The following is an 11,613-nucleotide window of genomic DNA, read 5'->3' on the forward strand; positions in this document are numbered from 1 at the left end:
GACTCAAAACTCGGTCCTGATCCGCGCCCAGAAGTAACGCCCCAGCGTGTCGTAGGTGAACGCATCGGTGTTGGCCGCGCTGGCATAGCCGTAGTAGCGCGGCGGCGTGCGATTGCCGAGGTTGTTCACGCCCAGCGCCAGGGTGGTATGCAGGCTCTCGAACTTCCGGCTCACGCTGGCGTCGTGGTAGGTCACCGTGCCGACCGGGAAGTACACGCAACTGCCGTCGGCGGCGGTATTGACGCAGAAGTCCTCGTAGGCACTGCCGACGGTGGTGCGCCCGATCAGGCGCGTGTTCCAGCTGGCGTGCCAGGGGCCGTTGTCCCAGTCGAGCGTGAAGTTGGCGCGCCAGCGCGGCATGTTGCCGTAGCTGGATTGTTCGCCCACGTAGTTGTGCGGATCGCCGCTGAACTTGTAGCTGGACAGGTAGGTGGCATCGACGCCGGCACGGAAGCGGCCCCACGCCGTCTCCGGCAAGGCGTACTTGATGCCGACGTCGTCGCCGCGGATGTCGACCTTGCCGCTGTTGATCGCGAACGGCACGGTGACGCTGACCAGTTGCCCGGTGGGGCCGCGCTTGATCAGCGGGCAATAGGCGCTCTGGCCGTCGTAGCAGTTCTGCAGCACCTGATCCAGGCCGGTGCCGTTGATCATGTCGTCCAGGGTGACGCGCCAGCTGTCCAGGTTCAACGACAGGCCCTCGGCCCAGCCTGGGTCGTACACCGCGCCGATGTTGTAGGAGCGGCCCTGCTCGGGCTTGATCGCAAAGCCCGCGTTGGCCGAACCGGTGGTGAGCACGGTGAAGGACGAGCTGTTGACGAAGCTGCCGTTGGTCGGCACGTTGGCGCAGGCCGCGGGGTTGCCGCCGCCGGTGTAGCCGTTGCACGGATCGGTGTAGGTCCCGGCGTCGTCGACCACGCCGTTGAACGGCGAGCCGTACAGATCGCCCAGCGCCGGCGCGCGGAACACCTGCGAGCCGGTGGCGCGGATCAGCAGGTTGTCGATCGGCCGCCATTCCAGCGCCACCTTGCTGTTGGTGGTGCTGCCCCAGTAGTCGTAGCGCGAGTAGCGCGTGCCCAGGTTGAGGTTCAGCGCCTGCGCGCCGGTCACGCCCTTGAGCAGCGGCACCAGCACTTCGGCGTAGGCCTCCTTGATGGTCTCGTCGTGGCCCTGGTTCATGATGCAACCGTCGTTGTAGTCGCAGTTGCCTTCCGCATCGGCCGCCGCCACCGGGTTGCTGGTACCCTGCGAGAAGCCGTTCTTGCGGAACGACAGGCCGAACGCCGCCTGCACCGCACCGGCCGGCATCGCGAACAGATCGCCGTTGACGCTGGCCTCGGCGAATTTCATCGTGCTCTCGTCGATCAGATCGACCGCGCTCTGGGTGGCCTTGATCCCGGCGATGGTGGCCGGATCGTCCGGGTTGAACACGTTGATCGGGGTACAGCCGGCGATGACGTTGCCGGGCGTGCCGCACTTGACGGTGCCGTCGGTGTCGCGGAACGAGGCGCCGACCGCGTTGTTCAGCGCCGAGGTGATGGAGAAGCCATTGCGCACCAGGGTGTCCTTGTAGTGCGCGTAGCCGGCCGCCGCGTCCCACTGCCAACTGCTGTCGCCGAACTTGCCGCGCAACCCGGCGACGATGTTGGTCTGGTACATCGTGGAGGTGTAGACGCGGGTGTTGGCCGGCACCGAGCGCAGCAGGTAGCGGCTGAGCTGGCTGCCGAAGGGGTTGTAGTAGTTCTGCGCGGCGTTGGGCAGTTCCAGGCCGTAGGCGGTGAGCTGCGAGGTGGTCTCGCTGCGGGTCCAGAACATGTCCAGGTAGCCCTGCACGTTCGGGGTGAAGTCGAAACTGGCGTGCGCCGAGGCGTTGGTGCGCTGCACCGGGGTGATCAGGTATTGCCCGGTGTAGGAGTTGTAGCCTTCCACCGCCTGGCTGTAGGTGTGGAAGTCGCTGGCGGTGACCTGGCCCGGCGGCAGGTCGGCATTGGGGGTCAGCACGCTGCCGTTGCTGAGGAAGGCGCGGGTACCGTTGCCGCGGCGTTCGACCACCTGGCCGTTGAGGTAGTTCTGCGCGGTGCGCGCGTAGTCGCGATCGCTGTCGTACAGCGCGTTCATCGAGCTGCGGCTCACGCCCAGGATCAGCCCGCCGCGCTCCCAGGTCTTGCCCCACTCCAGCCCGAGCGAGCGGCGGTTGCCGTCGCCGTGCGTGCTCAGGCCGTAATCGGCGGTGGCGGCGAAGCCGTCGTACTTGTCCTTGAGGATGATGTTGACCACGCCGGCGATGGCGTCGGAGCCGTACACCGACGAGGCGCCGTCGGTGAGCACCTCGATGCGCTCGACCATTGCCGCCGGGATCGCGTTGACGTCCACGCCGGGCGCGGCCGAGACACTGCTGGCCGGCCCGGCCATGCGGTGGCCGTTGACCAGCACCAGGGTGCGCTCGGGGCCGAGGTTGCGCAGCGACACCAGCGCGCGGCCATGGCTGAAGCCGGAATTGAGCGAGACGTTGGGCATGTTGCCGGCCATCGCCGGCAGTTGCTGCAGCAACTGGCCTAGGGTGTCCTGGCCGCTGTCTTCGATGCGCTGGCGGTCGATGGTGATGACCGGGCTGGCGGTCTCGGCATCGACGCGGCGCAGGTGGCTGCCGGTGACGCTGATCCGTTCCAGGGTGGTCGCCTGGGTGTCCTGGGTCTGCGCCTCCTGCGCCTGCGCTGCCGGCGCGAGCAGGGCCAGGGCGGTGCAGATGGCCGCGGCCAGCGGACCGGGCTGCGGCGCGGCGCGCCAGGAACACGGGAGCAGCGGCGCAACGCGTTCGAGCAAAGACGGCATCGGAAATCTCCTGAGCGGCAGCCTGGCGTTCGTCGGAGCGCCGCCCTTCCCCAGGCGGGCGCCCCGTCGCCAGCGCGTGTGGCGGATACGAAAACGGACGTGTCCACGCATGCGCCGCCGGACGGGACGATCCCGACGCCGCCTGCACGGCGACGCGCACGACCCATGCGCTGCGTCCCCGGTGACGTGCAACGAATCTCCCCCTGGACATTCACTGCACGGTCACAATGTGCGCGTAGGACGCGCACGGCGTCTTGTCGTATTTATCGGGAAAACGTGCGGAATACCGCACTGCCCCACAGGCCGGCGGGACGTTTCCGACTTTTTCGCCACTCAGCCGTAGACGGCCGAAATCGCCACCGTCGCCGCGCTGCCGGCCGGCACCAGTACGCGCTCGTTGTGCGGCCCGGACAGCGCCGCCGGCTGCCCATCCAGCCGCACTTCCTGCAGGCGGGTGCCGGCCGGCACCCGCAGGGTCAGCCAGGTGCGTGCCGGCCGCTGCGCCGGCAGCGTCACGCGGCCGTCGATGCGCTTGCTTGCCGGATCCGCGTGCAGCGCCAGCGACACCCTGCCCCAGCGCGTCGGCGCCGCGTCGATCGCGATCGTCTCGCCGCTGCCCAGCCAGTCGCGCGGCACCGCCCGCGCCAGGAACAGTTCCTCGCCGGCGCTGTCCTCGAACACCAGCATCCAGCGCAGCAGCAACGGAATGGTCAGCTGCGCGGGGATGCAGAACAGCGGCATGCCGCCGGTGATGCCGCTGACCTCGCCCGCGGTCCAGCTGCCGCGGGTATGCACGTGGAAGCGGTGCGCGTACAGGAACAGCAGGTATTCCTCGATCCGGTCCAGGCGCAGCAACTGCTGCGCGTAGCCGTAGGAGATGAAGCCGAGCAGGTCGCGCGCCTCCGGGGTCGGCGCGGTGATGTTGCCGACCACACCGAGGCTGGTGCCGCCGTGGCCGCGCACGCAGTCGATGACCAGGTGCGCCAGGTCGTCGGGCAGCACGTCGGCCTGCAGCAGTTCGGCATAGGCGCGGTGCGGCCAGCCCTGCTCACTGGGATGTTCCTGCTGCAGCGACTGGCGGAAGGTCAGCTTCACCCCCGGCAACGGGCCGATATACGGCGGCTGCAGATCGCGGCGGATGTTGCCGCGCAGTGTGCGCAGCAGCTGCGCCGAGAGTTGCTGCGCACGGCGCTGCCATTGCGCCGCGGCGGCCTGCCCGCCCGGCCCAGCGATGCCGGGCCACACCGCCGCCAGGTCCTGCCAGCCGCGCACCGTCAGCGCGCTGTTGGCGTAGTACGGCTTCCACCACACCTGCGGATCGGGGAACAGGCAGGCATCGGATTCGTTCCAGCCGTGGAGCAGGCCATGCCCCGGTGCCGATGCCGGCAGGCGCAGGCTGGCGTCGTGCAGTTCGACCAGCACCTGCGCGGTGGCGGCGATCTTGTCGCGGTGCTTGCGCAGCAGCGCGGCATCGCCGGTGTAGCGCAGGTAGCGCGCCAGCAGCGACAGGGTCAGCCCGAACTGCCCGGTCTCCGGGCCGCGCATGTTGACCATGCCGTCGGCCTGCACGAAGTCACTGAAATAGCCGTCCAGCACCGCCGCGGCCTGGGCGAAGCGGCCCCACTCCAGGTTGGCGTACAGCGAACTGGTGAAGGTGTCCTGGAAGCCGTCGTACTCGTTGCCGTAGTAGTCGCGGTCCACCGCACCGTACTTGGGATAGGTGCCGCCCGGGCGCACCACCAGTTCGCGGGCGAAGGCGAAGCGCGCCATGTCGCGCCAGCTCGGGTCCGGGGTCTGCGCCTGCACGGTGTCGGCGAGCTGCGCCTGCCAGTAGCCGGCGAAGGCGAGCAGGCCGCGGTAGAAATCCTCGGCGCTGCGCGGGCCGCGCCGCGGCGGGTAGTCGGGATAGCTGTAGCCGTACACCACCTTGCTGACCTTGCCGTGCTCGACCAGCGCGCTGCGGTGCCAGGTCTGCACCACGAAGCGATCCTCGGCCAGCACGTCGGCGAACAGCAGGATGTCGTAGTAGCGGCCCTCGCCGGCCGGCACCACCTTGCGCACCGCCGGCATCCAGCCGCCGAGCAGGCCTTCGCTGCGGCGCCGCACCAGTTCGTCCCTGCCCAGTTCCGGGAACGCCTGGATCGCGCGGTAGCAGCGGGTGCGCCCGTCCGGATACACCGGCATGGTGTCGGCGCATTCGCGGGTGCCGACGAAGGTGGTCCACGGCAGGCGCCCGTTGTAGTCCTTGGGATCCAGTTGCGAGGCCGGCGGCGGCGCCACGTCGCGCACCTCGTCGGCGCGCGGGTCGCCATCGCGCAGCAGGCGGTCGGCGAGCAGGTCGGCATCGGCCATCGCCACCTCCGCCAGGGCCATGCCGAAGTACGGCGCCTGCGCGGCCGGGAACACCGCTTCGGTGCGCTTGCCCAGCACCAGCGCCCCGCCCGGCCCGCGCAGGGTCAGATCGCCGTCGGGCTGGCGCAGGTCTTCGTACACCTCCCAGGTCGCGCCGGCCTCGACGAAACGGCATTGCAGGGTGTGCCCGGCCAGCGCGTCGGCCGTCAGCGGCTGCAGTTGCGGCGGTGCGGGCGCACGCGCGGCACTGGCCGCCGTGGGTGCCGCGGCGGCACGCCCGGCCAGCGCTTCCACGCCGGCAACCGCGCCGACGGCCAGGCCCTGCCGCAGGAAATCTCTCCGATCCATCTACCGTCCCCGATGCAATGCGATCGTCGCATCGTGCGCTGCGCGCGCCGCAGCGTCTTGTGCGCTGTGCCGAGGATGGATGCGGAAAACCGCATAGCCGCGAGGTCGCGGCGATGCTGCGTTGCGGGAGCGCGACGCGTCGGCGACGGCCTAGGCGAGCAGGTCGAGCAGGCTGCCGATGCTGTCGTCGGCCGCACGCAGCACGCGCGCGTTGGCCTGGAACGCGGTGCGTTCGGTCAGCGTGCCGACCATGTCGTCGACCAGATCGCTGCCCTGCCCGTCGGCCTGCTGCACCTGGCCGACCACGCCACCGCCGGCGGTCGCCTGGTTCACCGGCACCGAACGCTGGAACCCGTCGGTGGCGAGATTGGCGATGTTGTTGGCACGCACCTGCAAGCCGGACGTCGCCGCACGCATGCCTGACAGCGCGATCGAGGAACTGGCAGCGATGGTGGTCATGGCGGGTCGAGGCGCAGGGAGACTTGCCGGGTTATCGGCGGAGTTGGCGGGGGCTTGAGGGTGGGATTGGGGAGTCGGGATTGGGGAGTCGGGATTGGGGATTGGGGATTGGCAAGAGCGGGCGCGTCGGCGCCGCTAGCCAAAGCCCCTCTCCCTTCGGGAGAGGGGTTGGGGTGAGGGTCCGGGAGCGCCGCGATGCCTCCGAACCATCAGTGCATCCCGCACCCTCATCCGCCCCTGCGGGGCACCTTCTCCCGAGGGGAGAAGGGAAAAGCCAAACCCCGCAGGAACAGCAACCACCGCGCCTTTACGAATCCCCAATCCCCAATCCCGAATCCCGGCCCCACCTACAGCCGATTCCACGCCGGCGTCGGCTCCCCCAACAGATGCCGCACGAAGAAGTCGTACTGGCGACGCTGCACATAGTCGATGGGGCCAGTGGAGCGGCCGACGGTGTGTTCGCCGCCGGGCACGACCAGCAGATCGAAGTCCTTGTTGGCCTTGATCAGCGCGTCCACCACCTGCCCGGTCGAGGCCGGGTCGACGTTGCTGTCCTGCTCACCGACGATCAGCAGCAGGTCGCCACGCAGCTTGGCCGCATTGTCCACGCCGGAGGCGCGTGCATAACTGGCGTCCACCGGCCAGCCCATCCACTGCTCGTTCCAGCTGATCTTGTCCATGCGGTTGTCGTAGCACCCCGCATAGGCCACGCCCACCTTGTAGAAGTCCGGATGACGCTCCAACGCGCCCAGCGTGCTCTGCCCGCCGGCCGACGCGCCGTAGATGCCGACGCGGCCGATATCGTAGGACGGATCCTGCGCGGCCAGCGCCTTGTGCCAGGCGATGCGGTCGGGGAAGCCGGAATCGCCGAGATTCTTCCAGGCCACGTCGTGGAAGGCCTTGGAACGGTTGGCGGTGCCCATGCCGTCGATCATCACCACGATGAAGCCCAGGTCGGCCTGCGCCTGCATGCCAATCTGCTTGTCGCCGCCGGAGTGGTAGCCGAACGGCCAGAAGGTCTTGGGCACGAACGCGTCGTGCGGGCCGGCGTAGATGTTCTCGATCACCGGGTACTTCTTGTGCGGGTCGTAGTCGCGCGGGCGCACCACCATGCCCCAGATGTCGGTCTTGCCGTCGCGGCCCTTGGCGACGAAGGTCTGTGGCGCGCGCCAGCCGGCGGCCTGCAGCTTGCGGATGTCGCCGCGTTCCACCACCTGCAGCAGGCGCCCGTCGATGGCATGCAGTTCCATCACCGGCGCCATGTCCGGACGCGAGTACACGTCCACGTAATGGCGGCCGTCGTCGGCGATGGTCACGTCGTGGTCGGCATCGGCCTGGGTCAGCCGGGTCAGGTGGCCGCCGTCGAAATCCACCGCGAACAGTTGCCGGTAGTACGGATCCTTGCCCGCATCCATGCCGCTGGCAGTGAACCAGATGCGCCGCTGTGCATCGTCCACGCGCAGCACGTCGCGCACGATCCACTCGCCCTTGGTGATCTGCGTCTTGATTCGGCCGCTGACGCCGTCGAACAGGTACAGGTGGCGCCAGCCGTCGCGCTCGGAGATCCACAGGATCTCCTGGCCCAGGCCATCGACATCGTGGTGATAGCTGTGGTCGGCGTACACGAAGGTCTTGGCGTACTCGCCCACCGCCACATGCGCCTGGCCCGTGGCCGCGTCCACCGCGATCGCGCGCATGCGCTGGAAGCCGCGCTGCACGTAATCGAACACGAAGCTGGCGCTGTCGCGTCGCCACTGGATCGGCGAGAGCTGGTACGGGTTGGCGAACAGCGCGTCGTCGATGGGCAGGCGCTTGGGCGTGCCGCCGCGCGCCAGCGCGCCGAGGTCGAACAGCACCGGTCGCTCGATGTCCACCGCATCGCCGGGCTTGGGATACAGCTGCGTGCGTACGATCGGCTGGCCGCCGTCGGGCGGCGCCGCCTCCACCCGGGTGACGCGGCGGGGAAAGCCGGGCTTCACCCGGTACAACGCAAGCCGCTGCGAATCCGGCGACCAGGCGATGGTTTCCGGATCGTAGAAATCGTCGCTGCGGCCATCGTCGGCCAGGCGCAGCGTGTGCCCGTCGGCCACCGCGCGCAGCATCACCGCGTTGCCGTCGACATAGGCGTCCCAGCGTCCGTCCGGCGAGCGCCGCGGGGTGGCGTCGGCCGGCACGCTGAGATCGCGCACCACGCCGAAACCGCGCGGCCGCGGCTGCGGGCCGCTGTCGGCGTGCGCACAGACGTAGGTGGTGAGGGTGCAGCGCCACGGCAGTTCGTCGAGCTCGAAGGCGATCGCCGCCTGCGCCTTGCCACCCTCGGCGACGTAGGCAAAGCGCGCGAACGGCAGGCGCAGCGCCGGATAGGCGGTGCCGGTCGCCGCGCTCAGCGCACTCGCCAGCCGCTGCTGGTCGAACGCCGGCTGCTTGCGCTGGCTGGCCACGTCCTCGACCACGAAGGCGAAGCCGCCCGGCACGGTCTTGCGGTAGTAGAACGCGCCATCGTCGCGCCACTGCGCCGGCCAGGTCACGTTCTCGGTCAGGCCGATCCAGGCCTCGCGCAGGCCCAGCGAGCGCTGGTAATCGGCGACGCTGGGCGCAGCGTGGGCGGCGCCGGCACAGCAGGCCAGTGCCATGACGAGGGAGACAACGAACTTGTTCATGCTGTTTCCAAAAAATTTCATGACGTGCTTGGTTTCCGTAGGAGCGGCTTAAGGGCACCTCGAACAACCTGCCACGACCTGGAGCCAGGGGCAGCATCTGTCGCAACGGCACCAGAGCGGCGCCTGATCGTGGTGGTTGGGAGGCTGAGGTGGCCGCTCGGCCACCTCAGCCGATCACGCCGGCACCATGGCCCGCTCCTGTAGCCGTGCCAGCCGCATCACGTTATGGCTGGCGACCTTCAGCCCGATCACCACCTTTGCCCGCGCCAAGCCGATGCAGCGTACGAACTTGCCGCCTTGTTGGGCCAAGCGCGCAAACGGGTGCTCGCCGAACACCCGATCCTTGGCAATGCGACGGTTCCGGCGCTTTGCTGCCTCGCTCAAGGGCTTGCGTGCCTGCCCTTGATGTTGGATCGCGGGGCGGTAACCACGCTTTTTCAGGTCTGCTTCTCGCGCTGCATCGGCATACCCGCTATCGGCCCATACCGTGCGGCCGGTGTTGTCCGGGTCCAGCACCTGCTCGAAGTGGCGGCTGTCGTGCACGTTGGCCGCGCTCACGTCGTAGCGGCGGATGAAACCCCAGCGGCGGTCCGTGCTGGCGTGCAGCTTGTAGCCGTAGAACGTCACCCCATGCTTCCTGGTCCAGCGTGCCTGCACGTCTTTCTGCGCACGCTTGGCATCACTCCAGTCCTGGCCGACGTCATCGCCCTGCTTGATCTGCGCGTTCTCCTCGCGCGTGTTGCGCTGGATCGGAGCGCTGACGATGCTGGCGTCGATGATCTGACCGCCGCGGGCAATGAACCCAGCACGTTGCAATTGCTCACCGATCGCCGTGCTGATGTCGCCCATCAGATCCTTGGTCTTGAGCCGTTCGCGCCACACCCAGATCGTCTTGGCGTCGGGCACCTTGCCGCTGTGTTCCAGTCCAAGGAATTGCTGGAAGCTGCGCCGATCCAGCACCTGATACTCCAGCGCATCGTCGGAGAGGTTGTACAACTGCTGCAACAGCAGCAGCTTGATCATCATCTGCGTCGGCCAAGCCGGACGGCCGCCGCGCTTGCCGGTACCCAAGGACAGCTTCGCGTCTACGGCGTGAGCAATCCCGGCAAAGTCGATATGCCGTGACAGCAGAGCCAGAGGATCGCCGATCTGCTGCCGCTTGGCTTCGCGTTCGTGGCCGGCAAACAGGCTGATCATCGTGGCGTCCTCGGCGTGTTCTCCAGACCAATGATGCCAAAGGTGGGGTTTTTAGAGGTGCCCTTAAGCCGCGACGGGCGTTCCCGATAACGTCTGTCGCAACCAATCACAACAAAGGAGACAAGCGCCGTTTCTTCGTACACCCAGACGCGACGGGTCATTCCCCGTCATCCTCTTCCAACGCCAGCTCCTCCGGACGCAGGCCGCTGCGCGCACCCCAGTGGTAACAACCCAAGGCGATCGCGGCCACGCACAGCGTGTCCCAGGGATGCGCGATCCAGCCGCTGCCGCCGAAGGTGCCCAGACGCGACACCACCAGCACCAGCGCGAAGAACACGATCAGCCACAGCACGCCGCGCACCTGCCGCCACAGCCGTGCGCGGCCGGCGGCGTTGGGCAGGCGGTACAGCACATACAGCGCGAACATCGCGATCTGCAGGCCGAGCAGCCACGACAGCGTGCTCCAGGTCGACCAATACACGATCAGGCCTGCGACGATGAACGACAGCGGCCCGAGCAGCACCATGCCGCGCAGCCGGAACGGCCGCGGCAGTTCCGGCGCGCTGCGCCGCAACGCCGCCACGGTCACCGGCGCCACCGCATAGCTCAGCACCAGCGCCGCCGACACCACGTTGATCAGCGCCTCCCACGAGGGGAACGGCAGGGTCCAGAACACCGACAGGCCCAGGCTCAGCCACAGCGCCGGACGCGGGATGCCGGAGGCGGCGTCCACCTTGGTCAGCACCGGCATAAAGCCGCCGCTACGCGCCCAGCCGTAGACCACCCGCGGCGTGGCGTTCATGTAGATGTTGCCGGTGCCGCTGGGCGAGATCATCGCGTCGCAGATCACCAATGCCGCCAGCCAGCCCATGCCCAGCGCCAATGCGATGTCGTGGTACGGCAGCGAGAACGCCTTGTCGATGCCGCCCCAGCCGTTGGCCAGATGTTGCGCGGGCACGCCGCCGAGGAAGGCGAGCTGCAGCAGCACGTAGATCACCGTGGACAGCGCCACCGACAGGATCAGCGCGATCGGGATATTGCGCTGCGGATCGCGCACCTCGCTGGCCACCGACACGATCGGCGTGAGCCCGAGGTAGGCGAAGATGATGCCGCCCGCGGAGATCGCCGCCTCCACCCCGGCCGCACCGAACGGCGCGAAGCCCTGCACGTGCAGATTGCGCGCATCGAAATGCGCCATCAGCAGCACGATCACCAGCACCGGCACCAGGAACTTGAACACGCTGACGATGTTGTTGGCGGTAGCGAAGGTCTTGACGCTGTAGTAGTTGAGCAGGAAGAACGCGACCAGCAGCGCCAGTTGCAGCAGCCAGCCGGCGACGCTGGGATGGGTGCTGCCGGCCTGGTTGAGCCAGGGGAACCACGCCGCGGCGTATTGCCGTGCCGCTTCCACTTCGATCGCGATCAGGCTGGAGAAGGCGATCAGGGTGATGAAACCCATCAGCCAGCCGAGCAGCACACCGTGCGAATACTCGGGGTAGCGCACCACGCCGCCGGCACGCGGCAACGCCGCGCCGAGTTCGCAGTACACCAGCCCCAGCAGCAGCACCGCCACGCCGCCGGCGATCCACGAGACGATACCGGCCGGCCCGGCGATCGCCGAGACGTGGCTGGCCGAGAACAGCCAACCGGAACCGAAGATCGAGCCCAAGCCGATGAAGGTCAGATCGGTGAGGCTCAAACGCTTGTGGAACTTGCCTTGTGCGGCCATGGCGTCTCCCGCTGGATTGGTGTCACTGGTGATTCG

Annotated in this window: 7 protein-coding genes; all 7 read right to left on the reverse strand. The window is 68.3% G+C overall.

What is annotated here, in order from left to right; genetic code table 11:
• Positions 1-3: 3 nt before the first annotated feature.
• The 7 genes from AC1G9L_RS14350 to AC1G9L_RS14380 all read right to left on the reverse strand — a co-directional run bounded on the left by AC1G9L_RS14350 (position 4) and on the right by AC1G9L_RS14380 (position 11,577).
• Positions 4-2,832 carry a TonB-dependent receptor domain-containing protein gene (locus AC1G9L_RS14350; RefSeq protein ID WP_019801590.1) on the reverse strand — a complete coding sequence of 943 codons (2,829 nt, stop codon included), beginning with the start codon at positions 2,830-2,832 and terminating at the stop codon, positions 4-6.
• Positions 2,833-3,165: 333 nt separating this feature from the next.
• Complete coding sequence (locus AC1G9L_RS14355) at positions 3,166-5,532, reverse strand: Tat pathway signal protein (RefSeq protein ID WP_481069368.1); 2,367 nt, start codon at positions 5,530-5,532, stop codon at positions 3,166-3,168.
• A gap of 150 nt (positions 5,533-5,682) precedes the next feature.
• Positions 5,683-5,991 carry a flagellar basal body protein gene (locus AC1G9L_RS14360; RefSeq protein WP_019801860.1) on the reverse strand — a complete coding sequence of 103 codons (309 nt, stop codon included), beginning with the start codon at positions 5,989-5,991 and terminating at the stop codon, positions 5,683-5,685.
• Between the two features lie 347 nt (positions 5,992-6,338).
• A complete protein-coding gene (locus tag AC1G9L_RS14365; protein ID WP_481069369.1) occupies positions 6,339-8,651 on the reverse strand; it encodes a S9 family peptidase in 2,313 nt (770 codons plus the stop codon).
• 174 nt (positions 8,652-8,825) lie between these two features.
• Entirely contained in the window at positions 8,826-9,848 is a 1,023-nt protein-coding gene (locus AC1G9L_RS14370) for an IS5 family transposase (RefSeq protein WP_019798968.1), read from the reverse strand.
• On the reverse strand, positions 9,845-10,009 hold the full coding sequence (locus AC1G9L_RS14375) for a hypothetical protein (protein ID WP_481069370.1): 165 nt from the start codon (positions 10,007-10,009) through the stop codon (positions 9,845-9,847). Before AC1G9L_RS14375 ends, AC1G9L_RS14370 begins: the two co-directional genes overlap by 4 nt.
• Positions 10,006-11,577 carry an amino acid permease gene (locus tag AC1G9L_RS14380; protein WP_019801466.1) on the reverse strand — a complete coding sequence of 524 codons (1,572 nt, stop codon included), beginning with the start codon at positions 11,575-11,577 and terminating at the stop codon, positions 10,006-10,008. Before AC1G9L_RS14380 ends, AC1G9L_RS14375 begins: the two co-directional genes overlap by 4 nt.
• Positions 11,578-11,613: the final 36 nt, after the last annotated feature.

This window comes from Xanthomonas sp. NCPPB 1132, assembly GCF_056629235.1.